Origin of the sequence: Domibacillus robiginosus (assembly GCF_000966195.1) — a bacterium.
GTDB lineage: Bacteria > Bacillota > Bacilli > Bacillales > Domibacillaceae > Domibacillus > Domibacillus robiginosus.
This window is the reverse complement of record NZ_LAHL01000009.1, coordinates 109,918-134,183: the sequence shown is the minus strand read 5'-3', so window position 1 is coordinate 134,183 and position 24,266 is coordinate 109,918. Positions and strand designations below refer to the sequence as shown.

Below are 24,266 nucleotides of genomic sequence, written 5' to 3'. Positions count from 1 at the left end.
CTCATGGTAGAAGGGTTTTCTTTTGAACAAAATAAAAAAGTAATGAGAATAAATTGGGTGAACCATTGAAGGGAAAGATGTAATGATGAAACGAACTGTTGCGATCGTTGGAAGGCCGAATGTAGGTAAATCAACGATTTTTAACCGAATTGCCGGTGAACGTATTTCCATTGTCGAAGATGTGCCGGGTGTAACTCGCGACCGTATCTACAGTTCAGGCGAATGGCTGACGCATGAATTTAACCTGATTGATACAGGCGGTATTGACTTAAGTGATGAGCCTTTTCTAGATCAAATTCGCCAGCAGGCTGAAATTGCGATTGATGAGGCGGATGTGATCATTTTTATCGTGAACGGGCGTGAAGGTGTCACATCGGCAGACGAAGAAGTAGCCAAAATTTTATACCGGTCTAAAAAGCCGATTGTACTTGGTGTAAATAAAATTGATAACCCGGATATGCGGGCAGATATTTATGATTTTTATTCACTTGGTTTCGGTGAGATTTTTCCGATTTCCGGTTCACATGGTATCGGCCTTGGAGATTTGCTTGACGAAGTTGTGTCACATTTTCCGACGGGCGAAGACAAGCCGTACGAAGATGATGTCATTAAATTTTCCCTAATTGGCCGTCCGAATGTAGGAAAGTCGTCTCTTACAAATGCGCTGCTCGGCGAAGATCGTGTTATTGTTAGCGATATTGCAGGCACGACGCGTGATGCGGTTGACTCTCCCTACACGTATAATGGCCAGAAGTATGTAATCATTGACACAGCCGGGATGAGAAAACGCGGAAAAGTATATGAGACAACTGAAAAATACAGCGTACTGCGTGCGATGAGAGCGATTGAACGCTCCGACGTTGTGCTGGTCGTTTTAAACGCGGAAGAAGGCATTCGTGAGCAGGATAAGCACATTGCCGGCTACGCGCACGAAGCAGGACGGGCTGTTGTGATTGTGGTAAACAAATGGGATGCTGTTGAAAAGGATGAAAAAACAATGGGTGAATTTGAAGAAAACATCCGCAGTCATTTTCAATTTTTAGACTATGCGCCTATTGTGTTTTTGTCTGCCAAGACGAAAAAGCGGATTCATACACTCATGCCGTATATTGACCGGGCGAGCGAAAGCCACTCGATGCGTGTTCAATCAAGTGTGTTGAATGATGTGATTACCGATGCAGTTGCAATGAACCCGGCGCCGGCAGACAAAGGAAAACGGCTGCGCGTTTATTATGCCACGCAGGTTTCGGTCAAGCCGCCAACGTTTGTTGTATTTGTTAACGAGCCGGAACTCATGCATTTCTCTTATCTCCGCTTTCTTGAAAATCGCATTCGTGATGCGTTCGCATTTGAAGGAACGCCGATTCACATTATTGCGCGCGCAAGAAAATAAGAAGGAAAGGCTGTGCTTCAGATGACAGAAAAAATTGCAGTGCTGGGGGCAGGGAGCTGGGGAACCGCTCTTGCCCTTGTGCTTGCCGACAATGATCTTGATGTGGCCATGTGGGCAAAAAACGAAGATCGGATGGCTGAACTGAATACCCATCACACAAACAGCCGGTATTTGCCGAATATTTTACTGCCAGAGACGATCCGCGGGACTACATCACTTGACGAAGCGCTTGAAGGCGCCGAGACCGTCGTGCTTGCTGTACCAACAAAAGCGATTCGGGAAGTGGCCCAGCAAATTGTGGAAACCGCTAAAGCTCCAGTCACCATTGTACACGTATCAAAAGGAATTGAACCGGATTCACTCCTGCGCATTTCTGAGATGATTGAACAGGAAATGCCGGCAAGCGTACTGAAGAATGTCGTCGTACTGTCAGGCCCCTCTCATGCAGAAGAGGTAAGCCTGCGTCATCCTACGACAGTCGCCGTTTCATCCCGTTCTTTAGAAGCCTCGCAAAAAATTCAGGACTTATTTATGAATCAGCACTTTCGGGTTTACACCAATCCGGACTTGATTGGCGTGGAAATTGGCGGTGCTCTAAAAAATATCATTGCACTGGCCGCCGGCATTTCGGATGGACTTGGCTATGGCGATAACGCGAAGGCCGCCCTTATCACTCGCGGACTGGCAGAAATTGCTCGTCTCGGTACGAAAATGGGCGCTAATCCGCTTACTTTTTCCGGCCTTGCGGGTATTGGAGATTTAATTGTCACTTGTACAAGCGTGCATTCGAGAAACTGGCGAGCTGGACATATGCTCGGTCAGGGGAAAAAGCTCGATGAAGTGCTCGAAAGCATGGGAATGGTAGTAGAAGGAGTTCGTACGACAAAAGCTGGTTATCAGCTTTCTGAAAAATACGACGTTCAAATGCCGATCACCCATGCACTTTATCATATTTTATTCCAGGCCCAGGAACCGAAAAAGGCCGTAGACGATTTGATGGCCCGCGTCAAAAAACATGAGTTAGAAGATTTGATTGATATTTTAGATACAAAGCAGGATTAAGGGAAAGGACGAATGCCCATGTCGCCATCCATGCTGAAAATGTGGATTTCATTTGCCGGAATGGGGCTGATGATTGTATCGATTTTGTCAATTTATTTGAGCCGTTACAAATTTCATAACCGTTTTTTAAAAGGAATAACAGCGCTTTTCGCTTATCTGTGTATGATTGTTGGCGGGCTTATTGTTGCTTATGTGGTGTTAAGCGGTCCGACCCGTTAGTAAAGGGGGTGAATCAGTAAACATGATCAAGAAAAAAAGCCTGCTTCTTTTTTGGGCTGTAGTGCTTTCTTTTGGATTGGGCGGCTGCCTGTACCCCGACGAAAAACGAAGTCAAAATGAACAGCCGTATGAAGATCAACTGCAGGCGGTTCAAAGGGCGGTAGAGCAATTTCAGCAAGAAGAGGGCGGAATTTTGCCGATTAAAACGAAGGAAAATAACCCGGACCTTTATGAAAAGTACCCGGTTGATTTTGCCAAAATATCACCGCGTTTTATGGCTGAGCCACCGGGCAGTGCTTTTGAAAGCGGTGGTATTTATCAGTATGTACTGGTAGATGTGGAAAACGACCCAACGGTCAAGCTTATTGATTTACGGGTGGCGGAGCAGATTCGAAGCGTCAATGTTCGGCTGCTTGCTCACGAATATCCTCCATTTAAGGAAACACTATCAGATAATGTGTATTCGCTCGATTTTAAAGAGCTTGGGTTTGAAAAAGAGCCATACGTTACAAGTCCTTACTCCGGCAGGCAGCTGCCGCTTGTCATCACGGGTGACGGAACCATTTACGTTGATTATGCTGCAGATTTGTATACATCTCTTCAAAAAGTGGACAAGCCGCCGGCACCGGGTCAGGATATTCGGAGCCTGCTGATGCAGTCCTCTCCCTTTGTACCGGCTTTTTCACTTCCCTACACAGTCGATGAACAGGGAGAGCCTGTTTTTATGAATAAAAAGAAAACTATGTAATAGGAAGGCCACCAAAAAAGCAGGTCTTTAGCGGGTATTTTTATCAATATACAGTAAATGAAAGAAGCTGATTACCTTTATATAGTAGGTAATCAGCTTCTTAGTGTTGAAAAACAAAAAGGTTAAGAGGAAATTTGTTTTTTCAAAGGTGTATGGGGCATGTTTTTTAGCTTGCCCGAAAGCCGCCCCTTTTGAAAAACAGCGTCAGTGGGCTGCGGACTGGCGGCTTCGCTAATAGTAGGGGCGAACGATGAACCAGCCATCGCTTTGTGCTATCTGTTTCAGCCTGTCCGCTCGTCCCGCGGAAGGCTGCGCCGGCAGCCCTCCGCCCGTTGTGCTTCTGAAAAGCAGACAGGTTGAAGGGTCTTTTCTGTTTTTTCCAGCAAAGAATGGGAAACACATTGGGTTTCACCGGCTTCCTTTCCTTCCCACAAAGGCGGAGCCCCGCGAATGCCGCTTTTTCTATGCTTCGGCTAAGATCGGTCACTACACGTGTAGATTTTGGGAATGATGTAGTCCGATAACATCATATTTCAGAAGAATGAAGTTGATTATCTGTATATAGCAGATAATCAACTTCATTTTTTAATGGACTTTTTCATCAGCTCCGTAACATGCGTGCTTCTTTTTTTGCATACATTCTAAAAAACGCTCATACACTGTATGGCAGGCGGCGGACGAGCCGTTCGAAACGGGAGGGGGCTGCTGATGGAAAATACAGAAGTCATTAAGGATATTGCCGAACGAACCGAAGGCGATATTTATTTAGGCGTTGTGGGTGCTGTCAGAACAGGGAAATCAACATTTATCAAACGGTTTATGGAGCTGCTGGTGCTGCCGAATATGGACAGTGAATCTGAACGCCGCCGTGCCCAGGATGAACTTCCGCAAAGTGCATCCGGCCGGACGATTATGACAACAGAGCCTAAATTTGTCCCGAGTCGTGCAGCGGCTGTACAGGCAGGTGGTGTTCTCGTTAATATTCGGCTTGTTGATTGTGTGGGCTATGTCGTGCCGGAAGCAAAAGGCTACGAGGACGAGCACGGTCCGCGAATGATTCAAACACCATGGCATGATGAGCCGATTCCATTTGACGAAGCGGCAGATATCGGTACAAGAAAAGTGATTGAAGAGCATTCTACTATTGGAGTGGTTGTAACAACCGACGGATCATTTGGTGAACTGCGCCGAAGCACCTACATTGAGGCAGAGGAGCGGGCAGTTGCAGGGCTGAAAGAAGTGGGCAAGCCGTTTATTTTAATTATTAACTCGGCCCGGCCTGAGCATTTGGAAACATTACAGCTGCAGGAGGAACTGGCCGAGAAGTACGATATTCCTGTCCTCGCTATGTCGGTTGAATCCATGACAGAATCGAACGTGCTTCATGTTCTGCAGGAAGCCTTGTTTGAGTTCCCAGTCCATGAAGTGAACGTTCATCTTCCTTCCTGGATTATGGCGCTTGATGAGTCTCACTGGCTTCGAGATAAATACAATGAAATGGTTAAAGAAACGGTCAAAGACATTAAAAGGCTTCGGGATGTAAAACGGGTTGTCGATCAATTTGGCGGCGGCGAATACATTGAGTCTGCTGTTTTAACCGGAATGGACATGGGACAGGGGATTGCGGAAATCAACGTTCATGCGCCAAACGGCTTATACGAAACGATCGTCAACGAAATTATCGGGGAGCCATTGCGCGGAAAAGAGCATTTGCTGGAAATCATCCAGGATTATGCCCATATAAAAGAAGAATACGGGCAGGTAGAAGAAGCGCTGAGAATGGTTAAGCAGACTGGTTACGGGGTAGCCGTTCCATCGATCAACGAGATGCGGCTTGAGGAACCGAAAATTATCCGCCATGGCTCTCGTTACGGTGTCCGGATGAAAGCGGTAGCGCCGTCTATTCACATGATTCAAGTAGATGTTGAATCGGAATTTTCACCGATTATTGGATCGGAAAAACAAAGTGAAGAGCTTGTTCATCATGTGATGAAGGACTTTGAAGATGATCCATTATCTGTTTGGAACAGTGATATTTTCGGACGCAATTTAAGCTCGATTGTCCGGGATGGCATTCAGTCCAAAGTGTCCTTAATGCCTGATCACGCCCGAAGCAAATTAAAAGATACGCTGGAAAAAATCATCAATGAAGGTTCGGGCGGAATGATTGCCATATTGCTTTAAAACAGGCAAGACTCTCAAAAAGGGAGTCTTTTTTTTGTGAAACCGGGGAAAATGCCCGTTTAAGGTGGATTCTGCTTGATATGACCGAACACATGTGATAATCTTTTAACAGAATTACGGTAAAACATTGATATAACAATGTTTATCGTGTCTCATGCGGGAGGAGGTGAATGGCATGAACAAAACTGATTTGATCAATGAAGTTGCAGAAACAGCAGAACTTTCTAAGAAAGACGCGACAAAAGCGGTAGATGCTCTTTTCGATGCCATCCAGGACACATTGGCAAAAGGCGACAAAGTACAATTGATCGGTTTCGGAAACTTTGAAGTACGCGAGCGTTCAGCACGTAAAGGACGTAACCCGCAAACAGGTGAAGAAATCGAAATCGCTGCGAGCAAAGTTCCGGCATTTAAACCGGGTAAAGCGCTTAAAGACGCGGTTAAATAAGTACATAGCCTAATGCGGCTAAACGCGGGACTGCCCCAATCGGGCAGTCTTTTTTTTGAACACTTCATTTTGCCCAAGAGTCGGCCGATATGCTAAGATGAAGTGCAGTACAAATAATATGACACATGCAATACATGTATACAGGAGTGGATAAAAATGGCTGAAGTGGATCACGCCAAAATTCAGCAGGCCGTACGCCTTATCTTAGAGGCGGTTGGTGAAAATCCGGATCGCGAAGGTCTTCAGGATACGCCAAAACGGGTAGCGAAAATGTACGAAGAAGCTTTTTCAGGTCTTCATATAGACCCGAGATTTTATTTTGAAACGGTATTTGAGGAGCAATATGAAGAGCTTGTTCTCGTCAAAGACATTCCATTTTATTCAATGTGTGAGCATCACCTCGTGCCATTTTTCGGCCATGCTCACGTAGCTTATATGCCAAAGGGCGGTAAAGTAACAGGCTTGAGCAAGCTTGCCCGTGCCGTAGAATCAGTGGCCCGCCGTCCGCAGCTGCAGGAGCGGATTACGAATGAAGTAGCAGATGCCATTATGGATATGCTTCAGCCTCAGGGAGTCATGGTGATTGTGCAGGCGGAGCATATGTGCATGGCCATGCGCGGTGTGAAAAAACCGGGAGCCAAAACGGTTACAACGGCAGCCCGCGGTTTGTACGAAAATGACGCCCAGCTTCGGACTGAGCTTCTTTCGCTCATTCGTTCGTCATGAGAACACGAGTGTGATATACTGAGTGTGGACATTTAACAGGGAACGAACCAATTGAAATGATTTGCGAGTGAGGGGTTTTCACAATGAAGGAGTGGCAGGAGCAACAGAGTGCACTACTTGAAGAGATCAACCGGGCATGCGGGCAGCCTTTTTTGAATAAAGTCATTGGCATGCCGGTTATTAATCCGCTTCGGGCATCTGCTTTAATGCTAGCATTTACGGACCAGGAAAGAAAAAGTGAACAGGTGCAAAAGCAAATGCAGGCAGCTGTTCTCATTGGACTGGCCATGGATGTACATGATGCCATTCCGTCTGTCACGGAAGAAATGACACAAAAAAACCAGCTGATCGTATTAGCAGGAGATTATTTTAGCGGTATGTACTACCGGACACTGGCTGAAGCGGACTGTGTTCACTGGGTAGGAATTCTTGCGGGAGCGGTAAAAAGGGTCAACGAAGCAAAGACCTCCCTTCATCGCCATCAGCTCGGTACAATAGAAGCAATTTTAAACGCTGTTGGAGTCATTGAAGGAGATATTATTGGCGCTGTACACACGGAGAAAAAAACGGATGAAGCGCTGGCTCGTGCCGTTCGGCAGCTTTTAACGGCAGACCGGCTTCTTCGTGAGAAAAAACAGCCCTTTATTCTTTTTAGCGCATTGAAACAACACTATGAAACCGATCAGCAGGTGCTGGATATAATCGATCAGCACCTGGATGATATACAAGCTGACCTGAGGGAATGCATAAAGGGCATAGATTCAAACAGCGCGGCTGTGATTGAAGCGGAACGCGACCGTCTTTTTGAAAGCAGGCCGCTTCGACTTGTGGAAGAAGGGTGAAGAATGCAGCAATCAAAAGAAGAAAAAGTGCATAGTGTATTTGAAAAAATATATGGCAACTACGATAAAATGAATTCTGTTATCAGCTTTCAGCAGCACAAGCGCTGGCGAAATGAAACGATGAAAATCATGAATGTGCCAAAAGGAGCCAGCGCGCTTGACGTATGCTGTGGAACAGCCGATTGGACGATCGCACTGGCAGAGGCAGTGGGGCCGCAGGGAGTTGTAAAAGGGCTTGATTTCAGTGAAAATATGCTCGCAGTTGGCAAACAAAAAGTAGAACAAGCCGGGCTGGAGCAGGTAGAGCTGATCCACGGAAATGCAATGGAGCTGCCGTTTGAAGACGGAACCTTTGATTATGTGACGATCGGCTTTGGCCTTCGCAACGTACCGGATTACATGCAGGTATTAAAAGAAATGCACCGTGTGTTGAAGCCGGATGGCATGGTCGTCTGCTTAGAAACAAGCCAGCCGCAAATGCCTGTTTTTAAAGAAGGGTACGAGCTATACTTCCGTTATGTTATGCCGGCAGTTGGCCGTCTTTTTGCCAAAAGCTATGAGGAATATTCATGGCTACAGGAATCAGCGCGCCATTTTCCAGACATGAGGGAGCTTGCCCGCATGTTTCAGCAGGCCGGTTTTCAAAACGTGCGCTTTAAAGCTCATACCGGCGGAGTAGCCGCCACTCATTACGGAAACAAATAATACTAGATCAAGAGCCGGGTGAAAAAAATGAATATAAAACTAATTTATACGCGGTTAAAAGCGGATATTGACTTGATTGAACAGGAACTAGAACGAGCAGTTGGCTCGTCATCATCTATTTTAGAGGAAGCGTCTGTACATCTTCTTCAAGCAGGCGGAAAACGCATTCGCCCGGTCATGCTGCTGCTTGGTGCGAAGTTTGGCGACTATGACATTCATCGCGTGAAATATGCAGCCGCTTCTCTTGAGCTGATTCACATGGCCTCACTCGTTCATGATGATGTGATTGACGATGCGGTCATACGCCGCGGGCAGCATACAGTAAAAGCAGAATGGGATAACCGAATTGCAATGTATGCTGGTGACTTTATTTTTGCAGCGGCACTCGACTCCATGACGCAAATTGAGGAAGTAGAGGCTCACCGTATTTTATCCCGCACGATGACGGAGCTGTGTATCGGAGAAATTGTGCAAATACAAGACAAATACCGATACGATCAGCATTTGCGCGATTATCTGCGCCGTATCAAGCGCAAAACAGCGATCCTGATTGCAGCCAGCTGCCAGCTGGGCGCGATTGCATCCGGAGCCCCGGCTTCTATTCATCGCAGGCTGTATGAGTTCGGTTATAACGTAGGTATGTCTTTTCAAATTACGGACGATATTCTTGACTTTACGGCAAGTGAAAAAGAGCTTGGAAAACCAGCAGGCGGAGATTTGCTGCAGGGAAACATCACGCTTCCCGTTTTGTATGCCATGCAGGATGAAAGCATGCGAACGCGTATTTCTTCCATTCATGCCCATTCAAGCCGTGATGAAATAAATGATATTATTGTCCGTTTAAAAAGCAGTGACGCCATCGAGCGGTCTCATGCGCTAAGCAGACGGTATTTGGACCGGGCTCTGGCTATTTTAACTGAATTGCCGCCGGGCCGTCACCGGAATTCACTGCGCGATATTGCCCATTTTATTGGAAAAAGAAAATATTAATTATTTCCATGAAAGCGTTGTAAATTTACAAAATAAGTGTTACGATTCATCTTGGCCGCATGTAAGCGGTATACATAGTACAGGAGTGGTGAAAGATGGAGCAAACATACTTAATGGTAAAACCTGATGGAGTACAGCGTGGTTTGATTGGGGAAATTGTGTCGCGTTTTGAGAAAAAAGGCTTCCGCCTTGTGGCAGCAAAGCTGATGCAGATATCACCTGAAACAGCTCAGCAGCACTACGGGGAACATAAAGAACGCCCATTTTTCGGTGAATTAGTAGATTTTATTACGTCTGGACCTGTTTTCGCGATGGTATGGGAAGGTGAAAATGTGATTGCGACTGCCCGCCAAATGATGGGCGCTACAAACCCAAAAGATGCAGCACCAGCGACGATTCGCGGTGACTACGGGGTAATCGTCGGCAAAAATGTCATTCACGGTTCTGACTCTTTAGAAAGCGCGAAACGTGAAATTAGCCTTTTCTTTGGGGAAAATGAGCTGACAACGTACCAAAAGTCAGGGTCCGAATGGGTTTACTAATCACTCCTGGAGTTTTCAGCCGGTCAGGCTGAAAACTCTTTTTTTGTGAATTTTTTCCCACTTATGCTCTGCAGATCAGCTATAATAAAAGAAAAAAGAAGCAGATCGGTAGAAAGGATGAGCACAATGGGGGATTACGAACAATTTGTCGGCTCGATCAAGCGAAAAACAGGCATCGACCTGTCTTTATATAAAGAAGCACAAATGAAAAGAAGATTGACATCTTTATACGAGAAAAAAGGGTATCCATCATTTTCAACTTTTTTTGACGCGTTAAATTCAAATCAAACGATGATGAATGAGTTTTTAGACCGGATGACTATTAATGTGTCGGAATTTTATCGAAATGGGAAACGGTGGGAGATACTGGAGAAAAAAATTCTGCCGCGGCTGCTGAAGGAAAATAATCGCCCAAAAGTATGGAGTGCAGCTTGCTCAACAGGAGAAGAGCCTTACACACTGTCTATGGTTTTATCCAGCCTTATGCCGCTTTCATCAGTATCTGTACAAGCGACCGACCTGGATGTGAATGTGATTCAAAAAGCAAAGCTTGGCCTTTACCCAGAAAGATCGCTTGCTGAAGTGCCAGAAGCAATGAAAAGGAAGTATTTTCAAAAAGAAGGTAATTTTTACAAGATTTCAAATGATGTAAAACGGACCGTGAACTTTAAACGACAAAATCTGTTGTCGGATCGATTTGAAACCGGCTATGATTTAATTGTGTGTCGAAATGTAATGATTTATTTTACAGAAGAAGCGAAGGATGAGCTGTACCGCAAGTTTCATGCAGCACTGCGTCCGGGAGGCGTTTTATTCGTTGGCAGCACAGAACAGATTTTTAATCCAGAGCGGTACGGTTTTGGCGTAGAAGACACATTTTTTTATAAAAAATTGCAGACTGTAGATAAATGATGGATGACCATGCACATGAATGAGATAGATCGGTGGCGTCCGGGCAGCTCCGCTTTCCATGGGGCAGGCGCAGAGCCCGACTGCGCCTGGCGACTCAGCCGGTCTCTGCTGCCCGCTCGTCCCATAGGAGTCTGCGCTGACCCGGATGCCTCCAAGTGGCTTGCACCAAGAGTGTATAGAGCTAAAAAGGTTGTATTTTTTCTTTTTTAAAAAGAGAAAAATGTCTATCCTGTCCTTGGCTGGTTGATCTTCAACACCACTTATCGGCCCTTTTTTAAGAGAGAAAGACTTTGTCTACACACTGACGTTTTTTATAAAAAATTGTAACATTGATTCAATAAATGTTTCTTTTACGCTCAAGTAAAAATGATGAAAAGGGTCAGTTTAAAAGCGCGGCAGCTCAATGTCGCGCTTTTAAGCGTAAATCTTATCGAAATTATCACTACGGACGACGGAATTGTGATAAAATTCTCAAAAACAGTCGTTTCGGCTGTTCCAAAGAATTTTAAATATGATATAGTAGTACATAACCGCTTTAACGTATTGAAGGGAGCAGGAGAATGAGATATTTAACAGCTGGGGAATCACATGGACCACAATTAACAACGATTATTGAAGGGCTTCCGGCCGGCATGGAGCTTCTTGCAGAAGATGTAAACAACGATTTGCTGCGCCGTCAAAAAGGGCACGGCCGCGGCCGCCGTATGCAGATTGAAAAAGATTTAGTAGCGATAAAATCCGGTGTACGCCATGGCTATACCCTCGGATCACCTGTCACATTAGTGGTAGAAAATGACGACTGGAAGCATTGGACAAAAATTATGGGCATTGAAGCGCTTGACAGCGAGGAAGCAGCCGAGGAAATCAAGCGGAAAATCACACGCCCTCGTCCGGGGCATGCCGACTTAAACGGCGGGATCAAATACGGCCATCGTGACATGCGCAATGTATTAGAACGCTCGTCTGCCCGTGAAACGACTGTACGTGTCGCTGCAGGAGCAGCAGCGAAAAAGCTGTTAAAGCTGCTCGGTGTAGAAATTGCCTCACATGTTATTGAAATTGGTGGTATTCGTGCGGAGAATGTTCAGTTTGAAACGATTGGCGAGCTGCAGGAGCGCAGCGAAGCTTCATCAGTCCGCTGCCTGGATGAAGAAGCAGCCGCAAAAATGATCGAAGCGATCGATAATGCGAAAAAAAATGGCGACTCGATTGGCGGTGTCGTAGAAGTAATTGCAGAAGGCATGCCGATTGGCGTAGGAAGCTATGTTCATTATGACCGCAAGCTTGACGCAAAAGTGGCCGCTGCCATTGTGAGCATCAATGCATTTAAAGGTGTAGAAATTGGTATCGGCTTTGAAGCAGCACGTAAATTCGGCAGCGAAGTGCATGATGAAATTGCCTGGAGCGAGCAGCAGGGCTTTTACCGGAAAACAAACCGCCTTGGCGGCTTTGAAGGCGGTATGACAAATGGGATGCCAATTGTGGTTCGTGGTGTCATGAAGCCGATCCCGACGCTTTACAAGCCGCTTGAAAGTGTGGACATTGATACAAAAGAGCCGTTTACAGCAAGCATTGAACGTTCAGATGCCTGCGCCGTTCCAGCAGCAGCCGTCGTAGCAGAAGCAGCGGTGGCCTGGGAGCTGGCTAACGCTGTTTTAGAACAGTTTAATGGAGACCGAATGGATCATTTAATCCGCCAGGTAAAGGAACACGCAGCGTACGCAAGGGAGTTTTAATGATGAACCGTGTCATGGTTGAAACAACTCATAAAACCTATCCTGTACTTATTGGGGAAGGAGCCGTGCAGGAAATTGGCCGTTTTATTCTGGAAATGCCAAAAGTGCCGACCCGCTTGTTTGTGATTGCTGATGAAGCCGTTTATGCGCTTCATGGCGAGGCGCTTCGGAGCGCACTCCCATCTTCGCTCGCAGCAGACTGGCACTTTGTTCCCGCCGGTGAATCAGCCAAGTCGTTTTCAGTGTTCGAGCAATGTTTAACAGCTATGCTTGAAGCGGCGCTTGACCGCCGCTCGCTTGTGATCGCATTTGGCGGGGGAGCCTGCGGAGATCTGGCGGGCTTTTGCGCGGCAAGCTATATGCGCGGCATTCCGTTTATTCAGGTTCCGACGACGATACTGGCGCATGACAGTGCGGTTGGAGGCAAAACAGCCATTAACCATCCGCTCGGCAAAAATATGATTGGCGCCTTTCATCAGCCGGAAGCCGTTCTGTATGACACGTCTTTTTTGGAGTCGCTGTCGGAAAAGGAAACAAGAAGCGGCTTTGCCGAAGTGATTAAGCATGCTCTGATTGCCGATGCAGCGCTGCTTGAAAACATCCAGCAATCAGTTCAAAGTGCAAAAGATATAAAGGGTTCGTTTTTAGCACACTGTTTGCAGCGGGGAATCGAAATTAAAAGCGCGATTGTAAAAGAAGATGAAAAAGAAACGGGTGTCCGGGCTTTTTTAAATTTTGGCCATACATATGGACACGCCGTAGAAGCTTTGTCCGGCTATGGAAAAATAGCGCACGGCGAGGCGGTGGCTTGCGGAATGATTTTTGCGCTTTATGCTTCACAGTTTAAAAATGGTTTGTCCTTTGACATCCGTTCATTCGCCGCCTGGCTGAAGGAAACAGGTTATCCGGTCGAAGCCGGCACAGCTTTTTCCTTTGATGAAATTTATGCAGTGATGGCCCGTGACAAAAAAGCGTATGGCGGGACGGTCCGCTTTGTACTATTGAGTGAAACGGGCAAGCCGTATGTAACGGAAATGACAAAAGAAGAACTTCAGCAAATTGACCAGCATTTCCGAAAGGAGGCCGACCAATGGTAAGAGGAATTCGCGGAGCAATTACGGTAGCATCAAATGATGGAGCGCTAATGACAGAAGCAACAAAACGGCTTATTGAAGAAATGATTAACCAAAACAGCATTGACCCAGAAACAGTCTGCTCGGCCTTTTTATCAGCCACGAATGACCTGGATGCCATGTTTCCAGCAAAAGTTCTCCGTGAGCAGACAGGCTGGGAATACGTGCCGGTTATGTGCATGCAGGAGCTGGCCATTAAAGGCGGACTGGAGCGCTGCATCCGCATCATGATGCATGTAAACACAGATGTTGCACAAAAAGACATTCAGCATGTTTATTTAGAAGGAGCAGCTGTTCTGCGTCCGGACTTGCAGCAATCAACAAACTGAGGGAGCGTAAAAAAGATGAAATGGAAAGAACAAATACTGACATTAAAAGCATATCAGCCTGGCCGAACAACGGATGAAGTAAAAAAAGCGTATGGCTTGCAGGATGTAGTCAAGCTCGCCTCTAATGAAAACCCATTCGGATCATCCGAGCGTGTAAAGGAATACATTCGTGAGTATGCAGAGTCATTTGCGATTTATCCCGACGGTTATACAACAGGACTCCGGACGGAACTCGCTTCTTTCTTAAACGTTTCCGAAAAACAGCTGATTTTCGGTAATGGCTCTGATGAAATCATTATGATGCTGTCACGGGCGATGTTAGAGCCAGGCAAAAATACGGTTATGCCGACACCTTCTTTCCCACAATACCGCCACAATGCCGTTGTAGAAGGAGCGGAAGTTCGCGAGGTGGAGCTTGTCAATGGCGCGCACAACCTGGATAAAATGGCCGAGTCGATTGACGAAAACACAGCGATCGTCTGGCTTTGCAGCCCGAACAACCCAACAGGCATCCATATTACGGACCTGCAGCTTCGCGGCTTTTTGAACCGGGTTCCAGAAGGCGTATTAGTCGTTTTGGATGAAGCGTACTACGAGTATGTGACAGCATCTGATTATTACAATTCACTTGAGATCATTAAAGAATACAAAAATGTGATCGTCTTGCGCACTTTCTCTAAAATCTACGGCCTGGCCGCTTTCCGGGTTGGCTATGGCTTCGCGTCCGAGGAGCTGATTGCACAAATTGATCCGGTTCGGGAACCATTTAACGTGAATTCCTTGGGACAAATGGCAGCGGCAGCGGCTCTTTCGGATCAATCGTTTGTAGAGGAATGCTGTGCGGCGAACAAAGAAGGCCTCGAGCAATTTTATGCGTTTTGTCGTGAAAACAACCTCGATTTTTACCCGTCAGAAGCAAATTTTATTTTGATTGACTTTAACTGCGACAGCAACGAGCTGTTCGAATATTTAATGTCAAAAGGATATATTGTCCGCTCCGGTGCTGCACTCGGAATACCGGGAACGGTTCGGGTGACAGTCGGATCCAAGCAACAAAACGAAGGTGTTATAGAGGCAATGAAAAGCTTCTTAGCTGAAATTGTAAAAAGATAGAAGGTGATTCGCCGATGAGAGGAAATGTCTTTATCGCCGGTCTTGGCTTAATTGGCGGATCGCTGGCAAAAGCGATAAAAAAAGCACACGAGCAGGCGCATATTATCGGATTTGATGTACGCGGATCCGAGCTGGGACTTGCAGAAGCGTTGAACATTATAGATGAAAGAGCCCTTTCGTTTGAAGAAGGCGCACAAAAAGCCGATTTGATTATTTTAGCAGTACCTGTATTAAAAACAGAAGAAATGATCAAAACGCTGGCAGAGCTTCCTTTAAAAGAAGGTGTCCTGATTACGGATACGGGAAGCACAAAGAGCCGTGTTATGAAGCAAGCTGCGCTTTTAGACAGAAAGGGAATAGCTTTTATTGGCGGTCATCCTATGGCCGGCTCCCATAAAAGCGGCGTGGCGGCTTCGAAAGAACTATTGTTTGAAAACGCCTTTTATTTACTGACACCGGGCAGCGCAGCAGGAGAAAAGCATGTAGCCATGCTGAAAAAATGGCTTGAGGGAACGCGGGCAAACATTCTGGTCGTAACCGCAGAAGACCATGATGAAATGACAGGTGTGATCAGCCATTTTCCACATATTATTGCCGCTTCACTCGTTCATCAGGCTCAAAAATACAATGAAGACAATCCGCTGATCGAGCGGCTTGCGGCGGGGGGCTTTCGGGATATTACCCGTATTGCTTCCTCCAGTCCGGAAATGTGGAAAGACATTTCGCTTCACAATAAGGAAATTCTTATCGCTTTGTTAACGAACTGGCGCGATGAAATGAACAGTGTTTTATCTCTTTTGGAAACCGAAAACGAAGAAAAGCTTTACCACTACTTTAACGATGCGAAAAAGTTTCGTGATGGGCTTCCGGCGGACTCTAAAGGTGCCATTCCAGCTTTTTATGAGCTGTACGTAGATGTGCCGGATTATCCTGGTGTTATCTCTGAACTAACAGGCTATCTGGCAGATGAGCGGATCAGCATTACGAACATTCGGATTGTAGAAACGCGCGAGGACGTGTTTGGCGTTTTGGTCATCAGCTTTCAAAGTGAAAAGGACCGTCTTCGTGCCAAACAATGTCTGGAGCAGAAAACAACGTATGATCTATTTTTAGCATAAGAGAGGGTCCAATACATGAAACTGACGTTTACTAATCCGTCTCTTGGCGGGCGTATCGAAGTGCCGGGTGACAAGTCCATTTCTCACCGCTCTATTATGTTCGGAGCACTGGCAGAAGGAACGACAACAGTACGCCACTTTTTAAAAGGGGAAGATTGCTTGAGCACGATCGACTGCTTCCGCAAGCTTGGCGTGCAGATCGATGAAACAGATGAAGAAATCATTGTGTACGGAAAAGGATGGGAAGGGCTGCAGGAGCCATCTGCCATCCTGGATACCGGAAATTCCGGTACGACAACACGCTTAATGCTCGGTATTTTAGCGGGACGACCGTTTCATTCTGTGATGATCGGGGATGAATCAATCGGCAAGCGTCCAATGGACCGGGTAACAGTTCCTCTTGCGGCAATGGGTGCTGATATTGCCGGGCGCGATCGTGGACGGTTTACACCGCTTTCGATTCGCGGGAAAAAACTGGAGACAACTGAGTACCGGCTTCCTGTTGCAAGTGCGCAGGTAAAATCCGCTGTGATTTTTGCGGCGCTGCAGGCAGACGGAGAATCTGTCATTATCGAGCCGGAAGCAACACGTGATCATACGGAAAAAATGATTGAGCAGTTTGGCGGAACCATTCGCCGGGAAGGTGACCGTATTATCGTCACAGGCGGCCAAACCTTTCAGGGCACAGATGTATACGTACCGGGAGACATTTCGTCTGCGGCCTTTTTCATGGTAGCGGCAGCGATTACGCCAAACAGTGAAGTTATTCTTGAAAACACGGGCTTAAATGAAACAAGAACAGGCATTATAGATGTAATGAAGCAGATGGGTGCAGACATCACGGTTGAGAAAACAGTTGATTCAGGCGAAGAGATGGGGACCATTACGGTCAGAACGTCTCAATTAAAAGGAACGGACATCAGCGGCGCGATCATTCCGCGTTTAATTGATGAAATCCCGATTATTGCCCTGCTTGCTACACAGGCAGAAGGTGAAACGGTGATCCGTGATGCAGAAGAATTAAAAGTAAAAGAAACAAACCGGATTGACACGGTTGTTCATGAGCTGAAAAAGCTTGGTGCAGACATTGAAGCAACAGATGACGGAATGATTATCCGCGGTAAATCTCCGCTTCATGGCGGGACCGTTTCGTCACATGGGGATCACCGAATCGGCATGGTCATGGCTATTGCTTCCCTTCTGACAGAAGGCGAAGTCGTGCTTGAAAACCATGAAGCCATTGCGGTTTCCTACCCCGAGTTTTTCGATCATTTGAATCAGCTTTCTGCAGGAGCGTCCTCTTTGTGAGGGCGCTTTTTCTATTCGGGAAAGAAGGAATATAGCCGTCCAGGTAGAATACATGAAGTACAAGCCAAAAAGTTGCCCGATTGACCATCTTTGATTAAAATAAGAAATTAAGAAATGAAGACGGAGAAAGAAGAGGCGGTAAACATGAACGACGCGGAAAATATGATCGCACACCTCGAAAAGGGAGATATGGCAGGCGCATCTGCCTTATATGAAAAGGTGCTCGCCTCTAGTGATGCCCAACAACAATTTGAGCTGGGAGAGCAGCTGCTCCAGCTTGGTTTTTTAGATGAAGCAAGGCAGCTGTTTGAGGAGCTGCTGCGCGCTTTTCCGGGAGAGGGCGAGCTGTCTTTGCTTTTGGCGGAGACGCTCGTAGAACTTGACCGTGAAGAAGAAGCGATGCTTATTTTAGATGAAATCGATCAGGATGACCCGTTTTATGCACGCTCGCTGCTTGTGCTGGCGGACCTTTATCAAATGCAGGGATTGTATGAAGTCAGCGAGCATAAGCTTCTGCAGGCACTGCAGGCAGAGCCGGACGAGCCGGTTATTAAGCTCGCGCTTGGTGAGCTTTACCTGGAAGAAGGAAAGTTTTTAGAAGCGGTTCGTCAGTATAAAGAGCTGGAAGTGGCAGGCATGCAGGATATTGCCGGCATTTCCATTCAAAAGCGACTGGCCGAAGCGTACAGTGCCGGCGGTGCTTTTGAAGAAAGCCTTCCGCACTTTGAGCGGGCTTTGGACGATAAAATCGATATCGATACGTTGTTTATGTATGGATTTACGGCTTTTCAAGCGGGACAGTACAAAACAGCGGCCGCTAAATTATCAGAAGCAGCAGAGCTGGACCCCGATTACCATTCTGTTTATCTGTACCTGGCGCGGGCACATGAGATGGAAGAAGATTTGGAAGCAGCACTTGAAGCAGCTCGTGCAGGGATTGCACGGGATGCATATCAAAAAGAACTATTCCTGCTTGCCGGAAAGCTGGCTCTAAAAAGAGGCCTTGAAGAAGAAGGAGAAGCCCACCTGCGTGAGTCGCTGGCGCTTGACCCGGAATATACAGAAGCAGCTCTTGCGCTGAATGCGCTGCTGATGAAAAAGGAAGAATACGAAGGTGTACTTGAAATTGCTTCGATTTTCCGTGAATCCGGCAGTGGAGAGCCTCTACTGCTGTGGGATGCGGCGCGGGCTGCAGAACGGCTGGAAGAATACAAAGAGGCTGCTGAGCTGTATGAATACTTGTATCCTGTTTTAGGTGAAAATACAGAGTTTCTGGCCGAGTACGGCTATTTCCTTCTCGAGGACGGCCAGCGTGAACAGGCGCTTTCTATCTTCCAAAAATTAGCGAAAGCAGAGCCGCTTCACGAAGAATGGACAGAACTTGTTGAACGTTTAAGCATAAACTCTTATTAAAAAAGGCAGAGGAGTGATGATAATGGCTGCTCCGGTTTCCGTTCACGAGAAAAAGGATTTTATCCGCTGGTTTTTAAATCATTATCAACTGAAGCGCAGAGAATCTGTCTGGATTTTAAATTATTTAATGAGCCATGACCAGCTGATGGAGCATGTGCATTTTGTGGAAGACGCCCAGTATTGTCCTCGAGGCATGATTATGTCCTCTCATTGTGTGGACAGCGCACCCTTCCGTTTTTTCAAAGACAATATTATGACAACCGACGCTGAAAAATCTTTTCATGATATTCGGTTAAACAAAGATGAAGATATCTTTATTGAACTGAAATTTAAAGGCTCCCATCTGTCCCATCAATACGCGGCTGTAAGGGTCGAAAATCCGTTTATGCCAAAGCGGATTCGGCTCACTGAAAAAGAAAAAGAGCTGGCAGAACAATTTTTAAAGTGGAGTGTATACGATTTTCAGCGCGACCGGCTTAAGGAACAAATTGACGCGGCGCTCGACCGGGGAGATAAAGAAGCATTTTTCCGGCTGACCGGCCAGCTCAATGAATTATTAAAACATACAGACGCATCCGACAGTTGATCGGATGCTTTTTTTTACACTCGTATTTACAAAAAGAAGGAAAGACCGATATGATGAAAAGGAGGTGATAAAATGAATTGGAATGGAAAAGATGCTGTCCTTGTTGAGCAGCAGAAACAGTATATCGACACAGTCATCATACCGCTTGTGCCAGTGGACTTTGGCGCAGAATTTAAGCGGTCAGCCGAGCAATATGAATTTGTTGGGCTGCTGGCTGATTTTCTAGAACGGCAGTTTAAAGGAAGAATCGTCGTGACGCCGCCGTACGCTTATGTACCGGAAACGGCAGACAAAGCCCCTCTCTGGTCGGAAAGAGCGCAATTAGCCGGGTTTAAGCATGTGTTTTTTTTAACGTCAGACCCCGCATGGCGCCAGAGCGAAGATGAACTGCAGGGTGCGGTCATTTTTGTCCCTCCTGTTCCGCTTGGTGACATGGAAGAAAGCATAAAGCGTTCATTGATTGCCGATCAAGCAAAGCAGCTTGTCAATAGAGTTGTTGACAAATGGCAGGAGAATTTTGAATAATTCGGAAAATTGTCACAATCGAAAAAGCGTTTTCATTCAGAGGTTATTGACCTGCTATCCGGTATCGATTATCATTAAAATGTCATAGTTTTATATTTTTGCTCATATATGGTTCACAGCGGGCGAGGCAAAGTGTATAAGGGGGGGAAAGTATGGGGAAACAGCCTGTATCAAGACGCCAGTTTTTAAACTACACACTCACTGGTGTAGGCGGTTTCATGGCTGCAGGGATGCTGATGCCGATGGTTCGTTTTGCGGTTGATCCGGTTCTGAAAGGGGAAGCGGCCGGCGAATTTCATCCTACACAGCAAAAAGTAGCAGATTTAACAGATGTACCGGTACGCGTTGACTTTTCGTATGAGCAGACCGACGCATGGTATACATCGGAAGTCACAAGCACGGCCTGGGTATACAAAAACGATCAAGATGAAATTGTCGCCCTGTCACCGATCTGTAAGCATCTGGGCTGCACGGTAAGCTGGGAAGGAAACGATCATAAGGACAGATTTTTCTGCCCATGCCACAATGGCTTGTACGAAAAAAGCGGGAAAAATGTGCCGAATACACCGCCATTAAAACCGCTTGATGTGTATCCTACTGCTGAAAAAGATGGTCTTCTCCAGCTCGGCAAACCAGAAGCAAACAATATCGTGTAAAGGGGGCGTACGGTATGCTCAACAAAATTTATGACTGGGTGGATGAACGTCTCGATATTACGCCGATGTGGCGCGATATTGCGGATCATGAAGTGCCCGAACACGTAAATCCGGCTCATCATTTTTCGGCTTTTGTGTACTGCTTCGGCGGCCTGACTTTTTTTGTGACCGTCATTCAAATCCTATCCGGCATGTTTTTAACGATGTACTATGTGCCAGACATTAAAAATGCATGGGAATCTGTTTATTATCTTCAAAATGAAGTCGCTTTCGGCGTAATTGTGCGCGGTATGCATCACTGGGGTGCAAGTCTTGTTATCGTTATGATGTTTTTACATACACTCCGCGTGTTTTTCCAGGGAGCGTACAAAAAGCCGCGTGAATTAAACTGGGTGGTTGGCGTGTTGATTTTCTTTGTCATGCTCGGCCTCGGTTTTACCGGCTACTTGCTTCCATGGGATATGAAAGCTCTTTTCGCTACAAAGGTAGGAATTGAGATTGCGGCTTCTACGCCGCTGATTGGCCAGGAATTAAAAGTGCTGCTTGCTGGACATCCCGATATTGTCGGTGCGCAGACGCTGACCCGATTTTTTGCCATTCATGTGTTTTTCCTGCCGGCTGCATTGCTTGGCTTAATGGGCGCCCACTTTATTATGATCCGCAAGCAGGGAATTTCCGGCCCATTGTAAAAAGCGGCCCTGCTTCAGTCCAATTCAAAGGAGGGGAACGCAGTGCATCGTGGAAAAGGAATGAAGTTTGTCGGAGACTCGCGTATTCCTGCTGAACGAAAATCGAATATTCCAAAAGATTACTCGGAATACCCGGGTAAAACAGAGGCTTTCTGGCCAAACTTCCTTTTAAAGGAATGGATGGTTGGTTCCGTATTTTTAATCGGCTATCTTTGTTTGACGATCGCGCACCCATCGCCGCTTGAGCGTGTTGCCGATCCGACCGATACAGGATATCTGCCGCTACCGGACTGGTACTTCTTGTTTTTGTATCAGCTTTTAAAGTATTCGTACGCATCCGGTCCTTATAATATTATCGGTGCATTTATTATCCCGGGTCTTGCTTTTGGCGGCCTTATGCTTGCACCGTTTATCGATCGCGGACCAAAGCGCCGGCCGCTTGAGCGTCCGTTTGCCACCGGCTTTATGCTTTTGTCTCTTGCCGCTGTTATTTTCCTTACATGGGAGTCTGTTGACGCAGTCGACTGGGAAGCGAAAGAAGCGATGGGAGCGATTGTAGAAGAAGCAGCCATTGATACAAATTCTGAAGGATTTCAAATTTATCAGGAAAATGGCTGTATCAATTGCCACGGTGATACATTGTCCGGAGGGGCAGCGGCACCGTCTCTTGTCGGCACCGGCTTAACACCGGATGAAATCGCGGAGATCGCGGTCAACGGGAAGGGTTCCATGCCGCCGGATATGTATAAAGGAAATGAAGAAGACTTAAAAAAGCTGTCGGAATTTATTTCTACACTAGAAGCAAAATAATCAATGGGACTGTCCGGGTTGATGGGCAGTCCTTTTTTCCATGGAGGCATACAAATGCTGTTTTATCTTTTATCGAACCGCTCTTTTATGTGGGCACTTTTTTTGATTAATTTACTTGGCACTATCTACGGATACATCTGGTACATGCCTCAGCTGGAGCAAACGGCTGCTATTTTTCTTCCATTCGTGCCGGACAGTCCGACGGCTAGTTTGTTTTTTACCATTGCTCTGTTTGGAATCTTGATCGGCCGGCAATGGGGACTTATACAGGCACTGGCTGTCATGACGCTTTTTAAGTATGGCATTTGGGCCGTTGTTATGAACGGACTGACACTGGCTGTAACAGGCAATCTTTCCTGGCTGGGATGGATGCTGGTCGCTTCACACTTTGGAATGGCCGTGCAGGGACTGCTTTATGCGCCGTTTTTCCGGGTAAAGCCTGTTCATTTGATCGCTGCGGCGGTTTGGACGGTGCATAATGAAATCATCGACTATGTTTTTATGCAGTATCCTGTGTATTCACAGCTTGATTTATACATTCAAGAAATTGGTTATTTTACATTCTGGCTCAGCCTGCTCTCGATTTTGGTTACATGGTGGATGTGTGTCCGCCCAAAACGATTAAAGTGGTGAGAAACGGCATCATTCCTTCCTCTGTGCGCATATACTGAAAGAAGCAGATGGGGGGATGGAGAATGGACAAAGTCATCGCATTTATATGGAGTTTCCTTCTCATATTTGTACCGGTCGGCGGAGCGGAAGAAATGAAGCCCGAGAAAAAAGAGCAGCTTATTCACGTCACGGCGCTTACAGGCGGTGTTGTCCTTGTGTCCCTTTTATATACAGGCAGAAAAAAGTATAAAGGAATGAAAGAAGAAGAAAGGGAAAATAAGCGTAATCTTTGACGCCGGGGGGTATAAATCGGTAAAATAAACATAAGACAAAATACGACACTATTATGGAGGTAGATGAAGGTAAATGATGTGGCTCATTTATTTTGCCCTGCTGATCTTGCTCCCGCTCTGGGCGCAGTTTAAGGTAAAAAGCACGTACAACAAATATTCAAAAGTAGCCGTTTCAACGGGGATTACTGGTGCAGAGGCAGCCCGTCGGATTCTTGATGACAATGGACTCCAGCACGTAAAAGTAGTGGAATCCCGCGGGTTTTTAAGCGACCATTACAATCCGATAACCAAAACAGTCAATCTGTCGTCAAATAACTTCCACGGCCATTCAATTGCTGGTGCGGCTGTGGCAGCCCATGAAGTGGGACACGCTATTCAAGACCAGGTTGGTTATGCGTTTCTTCGGTTCCGTCATGCTCTTGTTCCAGTTGCTAATTTCAGCTCGAACATGTCATGGATTTTTATCATGATCGGTATTTTTGCCAGCGCAACAAATATGCTTCTGCTTGGGATCATCCTTATGGCAGCCGGCGTTCTTTTTCAAGTGATTACGCTTCCGGTTGAGTTTAATGCCTCTAACCGGGCGATGGACCAAATCGTTGCTTCCGGTATTGTCCGTAATAACGAAGAGCGCGAGGCGCGTAAAGTGTTGAACGCAGCAGCGATGACATACGTCGCGGCAGCAGCTGTAGCCGTTCTTGAGCTTGTACGTCTTGTTCTTATGTACACAGGTATGGCGCAAAGCGATGATTAATAAAAAACACCGGGAGAATTCCCGGTGTTTTTTTCATTCTGTGAGAAATAAATTCGTCAAGAAGATATTCCGTTTTCAAAAAGTTTATATGGTGTGTTTCTTTTTTAGCTTGCCTGAAAGCCTCTTCTTTTGAAAAACAGCTTCAGGGACTGCGGGCTGGCGGCTGCGCTAACAGCAGGGGCGAACGCTGAACCAGCCACCGCTTCGCAATGCCTGTTTCACCCTGTCCGCTCGTCCCGCGGGAGTCTATGCCGGCAGCCCTCCACCCATTGTGCTTCTGAAAAACAGAGAGGTTGAAAGGTTTTTTCTGTTTTTCCAGCAAAGAAAGGGAAACAGACCGGGTTTTACTGGCTTCCTTTTCTCCCACAAAAGCGGAGCCCGGCGAATGCCGCTCTTTTTATGCTTCGACTAAGAACGGTC

28 protein-coding genes are annotated in these 24,266 nt (G+C 46.4%); all 28 read left to right on the top strand.

What is annotated here, in order from left to right; all coding sequences use genetic code 11:
- Positions 1 to 82 precede the first annotated feature (82 nt).
- On the top strand, positions 83 to 1,393 hold the full coding sequence (gene der, locus VP97_RS05755) for a ribosome biogenesis GTPase Der (protein WP_050180736.1): 1,311 nt from the start codon (positions 83 to 85) through the stop codon (positions 1,391 to 1,393).
- A gap of 21 nt (positions 1,394 to 1,414) precedes the next feature.
- Positions 1,415 to 2,455, top strand: coding sequence for an NAD(P)H-dependent glycerol-3-phosphate dehydrogenase (locus VP97_RS05750; RefSeq protein ID WP_050180989.1), 1,041 nt, complete (start codon positions 1,415 to 1,417; stop codon positions 2,453 to 2,455).
- 18 nt (positions 2,456 to 2,473) lie between these two features.
- Positions 2,474 to 2,674: a DUF2768 domain-containing protein gene (locus VP97_RS05745; protein ID WP_050180735.1), complete on the top strand. Its 201-nt coding sequence runs from the start codon at positions 2,474 to 2,476 to the stop codon at positions 2,672 to 2,674.
- A gap of 22 nt (positions 2,675 to 2,696) precedes the next feature.
- Entirely contained in the window at positions 2,697 to 3,422 is a 726-nt protein-coding gene (locus VP97_RS05740) for a hypothetical protein (protein WP_050180734.1), read from the top strand.
- A gap of 708 nt (positions 3,423 to 4,130) precedes the next feature.
- Complete coding sequence (gene spoIVA, locus VP97_RS05735) at positions 4,131 to 5,606, top strand: stage IV sporulation protein A (RefSeq protein WP_050180733.1); 1,476 nt, start codon at positions 4,131 to 4,133, stop codon at positions 5,604 to 5,606.
- 175 nt (positions 5,607 to 5,781) lie between these two features.
- Positions 5,782 to 6,054, top strand: coding sequence for an HU family DNA-binding protein (locus VP97_RS05730; RefSeq protein WP_046173727.1), 273 nt, complete (start codon positions 5,782 to 5,784; stop codon positions 6,052 to 6,054).
- Positions 6,055 to 6,210: 156 nt separating this feature from the next.
- Entirely contained in the window at positions 6,211 to 6,780 is a 570-nt protein-coding gene (gene folE / locus VP97_RS05725; protein WP_050180732.1) for a GTP cyclohydrolase I FolE, read from the top strand.
- Between the two features lie 83 nt (positions 6,781 to 6,863).
- Complete coding sequence (locus tag VP97_RS05720; protein WP_050180731.1) at positions 6,864 to 7,622, top strand: heptaprenyl diphosphate synthase component 1; 759 nt, start codon at positions 6,864 to 6,866, stop codon at positions 7,620 to 7,622.
- A gap of 3 nt (positions 7,623 to 7,625) precedes the next feature.
- Positions 7,626 to 8,327 carry a demethylmenaquinone methyltransferase gene (locus VP97_RS05715; RefSeq protein ID WP_050180730.1) on the top strand — a complete coding sequence of 234 codons (702 nt, stop codon included), beginning with the start codon at positions 7,626 to 7,628 and terminating at the stop codon, positions 8,325 to 8,327.
- A gap of 27 nt (positions 8,328 to 8,354) precedes the next feature.
- Positions 8,355 to 9,317, top strand: coding sequence for a heptaprenyl diphosphate synthase component II (hepT, locus tag VP97_RS05710; protein ID WP_050180729.1), 963 nt, complete (start codon positions 8,355 to 8,357; stop codon positions 9,315 to 9,317).
- Positions 9,318 to 9,412: 95 nt separating this feature from the next.
- A complete protein-coding gene (gene ndk, locus VP97_RS05705; RefSeq protein ID WP_050180728.1) occupies positions 9,413 to 9,859 on the top strand; it encodes a nucleoside-diphosphate kinase in 447 nt (148 codons plus the stop codon).
- Between the two features lie 126 nt (positions 9,860 to 9,985).
- A complete protein-coding gene (locus VP97_RS05700) occupies positions 9,986 to 10,771 on the top strand; it encodes a CheR family methyltransferase (RefSeq protein ID WP_050180727.1) in 786 nt (261 codons plus the stop codon).
- 15 nt (positions 10,772 to 10,786) lie between these two features.
- A complete protein-coding gene (locus tag VP97_RS23730; protein WP_156153426.1) occupies positions 10,787 to 10,981 on the top strand; it encodes a hypothetical protein in 195 nt (64 codons plus the stop codon).
- A gap of 350 nt (positions 10,982 to 11,331) precedes the next feature.
- The gene (gene aroC / locus VP97_RS05690) at positions 11,332 to 12,507 is read left to right on the top strand and encodes a chorismate synthase (protein ID WP_050180725.1); all 1,176 of its coding nucleotides are present in this window, start codon (positions 11,332 to 11,334) and stop codon (positions 12,505 to 12,507) included.
- A complete protein-coding gene (gene aroB, locus VP97_RS05685; protein WP_050180724.1) occupies positions 12,507 to 13,604 on the top strand; it encodes a 3-dehydroquinate synthase in 1,098 nt (365 codons plus the stop codon). Before aroC ends, aroB begins: the two co-directional genes overlap by 1 nt.
- Complete coding sequence (gene aroH / locus VP97_RS05680) at positions 13,598 to 13,969, top strand: chorismate mutase (protein ID WP_050180723.1); 372 nt, start codon at positions 13,598 to 13,600, stop codon at positions 13,967 to 13,969. The genes aroB and aroH overlap by 7 nt, the downstream gene beginning before the upstream one ends.
- A 15-nt stretch (positions 13,970 to 13,984) precedes the next feature.
- A complete protein-coding gene (hisC, locus tag VP97_RS05675) occupies positions 13,985 to 15,082 on the top strand; it encodes a histidinol-phosphate transaminase (RefSeq protein WP_050180722.1) in 1,098 nt (365 codons plus the stop codon).
- Between the two features lie 14 nt (positions 15,083 to 15,096).
- On the top strand, positions 15,097 to 16,200 hold the full coding sequence (locus VP97_RS05670) for a prephenate dehydrogenase (protein WP_050180721.1): 1,104 nt from the start codon (positions 15,097 to 15,099) through the stop codon (positions 16,198 to 16,200).
- A gap of 15 nt (positions 16,201 to 16,215) precedes the next feature.
- Positions 16,216 to 17,508 carry a 3-phosphoshikimate 1-carboxyvinyltransferase gene (gene aroA, locus VP97_RS05665; protein WP_050180720.1) on the top strand — a complete coding sequence of 431 codons (1,293 nt, stop codon included), beginning with the start codon at positions 16,216 to 16,218 and terminating at the stop codon, positions 17,506 to 17,508.
- Positions 17,509 to 17,652: 144 nt separating this feature from the next.
- A complete protein-coding gene (locus VP97_RS05660) occupies positions 17,653 to 18,921 on the top strand; it encodes a tetratricopeptide repeat protein (RefSeq protein ID WP_050180719.1) in 1,269 nt (422 codons plus the stop codon).
- A 22-nt stretch (positions 18,922 to 18,943) separates the two neighbouring features.
- Positions 18,944 to 19,507, top strand: coding sequence for a ReoY family proteolytic degradation factor (locus VP97_RS05655; protein WP_050180718.1), 564 nt, complete (start codon positions 18,944 to 18,946; stop codon positions 19,505 to 19,507).
- 72 nt (positions 19,508 to 19,579) lie between these two features.
- On the top strand, positions 19,580 to 20,032 hold the full coding sequence (locus tag VP97_RS05650; RefSeq protein ID WP_050180717.1) for a YpiF family protein: 453 nt from the start codon (positions 19,580 to 19,582) through the stop codon (positions 20,030 to 20,032).
- 152 nt (positions 20,033 to 20,184) lie between these two features.
- Positions 20,185 to 20,688, top strand: coding sequence for a Rieske (2Fe-2S) protein (locus VP97_RS05645; RefSeq protein WP_050180716.1), 504 nt, complete (start codon positions 20,185 to 20,187; stop codon positions 20,686 to 20,688).
- A 14-nt stretch (positions 20,689 to 20,702) separates the two neighbouring features.
- Entirely contained in the window at positions 20,703 to 21,377 is a 675-nt protein-coding gene (gene qcrB, locus VP97_RS05640) for a menaquinol-cytochrome c reductase cytochrome b subunit (RefSeq protein WP_050180715.1), read from the top strand.
- Positions 21,378 to 21,419: 42 nt separating this feature from the next.
- Entirely contained in the window at positions 21,420 to 22,187 is a 768-nt protein-coding gene (locus VP97_RS05635; RefSeq protein WP_050180714.1) for a menaquinol-cytochrome c reductase cytochrome b/c subunit, read from the top strand.
- A gap of 48 nt (positions 22,188 to 22,235) precedes the next feature.
- Positions 22,236 to 22,820, top strand: a complete 585-nt coding sequence (lhaT, locus tag VP97_RS05630) for a lipoprotein heptaprenylglyceryl N-acetyltransferase LhaT (RefSeq protein WP_050180988.1) — start codon at positions 22,236 to 22,238, stop codon at positions 22,818 to 22,820.
- Positions 22,821 to 22,882: 62 nt separating this feature from the next.
- A complete protein-coding gene (locus VP97_RS05625; RefSeq protein WP_050180713.1) occupies positions 22,883 to 23,092 on the top strand; it encodes a sporulation protein YpjB in 210 nt (69 codons plus the stop codon).
- Positions 23,093 to 23,165: 73 nt separating this feature from the next.
- Positions 23,166 to 23,846 (top strand): zinc metallopeptidase, encoded by a 681-nt coding sequence (locus VP97_RS05620; protein WP_050180712.1) that lies wholly within the window; start codon positions 23,166 to 23,168, stop codon positions 23,844 to 23,846.
- The last annotated feature ends 420 nt before the right edge of the window (positions 23,847 to 24,266 follow it).

Excerpts from the sequence above, each read along its gene's own strand:
- VP97_RS05650 (WP_050180717.1), top strand. The coding sequence starts at position 19,580 with ATGAATTGGAATGGAAAAGATGCTGTCCTTGTTGAGCAGCAGAAACAG.
- VP97_RS05660 (WP_050180719.1), top strand. The coding sequence starts at position 17,653 with ATGAACGACGCGGAAAATATGATCGCACACCTCGAAAAGGGAGATATG.
- VP97_RS05625 (WP_050180713.1), top strand. The coding sequence starts at position 22,883 with ATGGACAAAGTCATCGCATTTATATGGAGTTTCCTTCTCATATTTGTA.
- der (WP_050180736.1), top strand. The coding sequence starts at position 83 with ATGATGAAACGAACTGTTGCGATCGTTGGAAGGCCGAATGTAGGTAAA.
- hisC (WP_050180722.1), top strand. The coding sequence starts at position 13,985 with ATGAAATGGAAAGAACAAATACTGACATTAAAAGCATATCAGCCTGGC.
- folE (WP_050180732.1), top strand. The coding sequence starts at position 6,211 with ATGGCTGAAGTGGATCACGCCAAAATTCAGCAGGCCGTACGCCTTATC.
- VP97_RS05740 (WP_050180734.1), top strand. The coding sequence starts at position 2,697 with ATGATCAAGAAAAAAAGCCTGCTTCTTTTTTGGGCTGTAGTGCTTTCT.
- VP97_RS05670 (WP_050180721.1), top strand. The coding sequence starts at position 15,097 with ATGAGAGGAAATGTCTTTATCGCCGGTCTTGGCTTAATTGGCGGATCG.
- aroB (WP_050180724.1), top strand. The coding sequence starts at position 12,507 with ATGATGAACCGTGTCATGGTTGAAACAACTCATAAAACCTATCCTGTA.
- VP97_RS05745 (WP_050180735.1), top strand. The coding sequence starts at position 2,474 with ATGTCGCCATCCATGCTGAAAATGTGGATTTCATTTGCCGGAATGGGG.
- VP97_RS05720 (WP_050180731.1), top strand. The coding sequence starts at position 6,864 with ATGAAGGAGTGGCAGGAGCAACAGAGTGCACTACTTGAAGAGATCAAC.
- VP97_RS05700 (WP_050180727.1), top strand. The coding sequence starts at position 9,986 with ATGGGGGATTACGAACAATTTGTCGGCTCGATCAAGCGAAAAACAGGC.
- VP97_RS05750 (WP_050180989.1), top strand. The coding sequence starts at position 1,415 with ATGACAGAAAAAATTGCAGTGCTGGGGGCAGGGAGCTGGGGAACCGCT.
- VP97_RS05620 (WP_050180712.1), top strand. The coding sequence starts at position 23,166 with ATGATGTGGCTCATTTATTTTGCCCTGCTGATCTTGCTCCCGCTCTGG.
- aroH (WP_050180723.1), top strand. The coding sequence starts at position 13,598 with ATGGTAAGAGGAATTCGCGGAGCAATTACGGTAGCATCAAATGATGGA.
- hepT (WP_050180729.1), top strand. The coding sequence starts at position 8,355 with ATGAATATAAAACTAATTTATACGCGGTTAAAAGCGGATATTGACTTG.
- VP97_RS23730 (WP_156153426.1), top strand. The coding sequence starts at position 10,787 with ATGAATGAGATAGATCGGTGGCGTCCGGGCAGCTCCGCTTTCCATGGG.
- aroA (WP_050180720.1), top strand. The coding sequence starts at position 16,216 with ATGAAACTGACGTTTACTAATCCGTCTCTTGGCGGGCGTATCGAAGTG.
- ndk (WP_050180728.1), top strand. The coding sequence starts at position 9,413 with ATGGAGCAAACATACTTAATGGTAAAACCTGATGGAGTACAGCGTGGT.
- VP97_RS05730 (WP_046173727.1), top strand. The coding sequence starts at position 5,782 with ATGAACAAAACTGATTTGATCAATGAAGTTGCAGAAACAGCAGAACTT.
- qcrB (WP_050180715.1), top strand. The coding sequence starts at position 20,703 with ATGCTCAACAAAATTTATGACTGGGTGGATGAACGTCTCGATATTACG.
- VP97_RS05645 (WP_050180716.1), top strand. The coding sequence starts at position 20,185 with ATGGGGAAACAGCCTGTATCAAGACGCCAGTTTTTAAACTACACACTC.
- VP97_RS05655 (WP_050180718.1), top strand. The coding sequence starts at position 18,944 with ATGGCTGCTCCGGTTTCCGTTCACGAGAAAAAGGATTTTATCCGCTGG.
- VP97_RS05715 (WP_050180730.1), top strand. The coding sequence starts at position 7,626 with ATGCAGCAATCAAAAGAAGAAAAAGTGCATAGTGTATTTGAAAAAATA.
- aroC (WP_050180725.1), top strand. The coding sequence starts at position 11,332 with ATGAGATATTTAACAGCTGGGGAATCACATGGACCACAATTAACAACG.
- spoIVA (WP_050180733.1), top strand. The coding sequence starts at position 4,131 with ATGGAAAATACAGAAGTCATTAAGGATATTGCCGAACGAACCGAAGGC.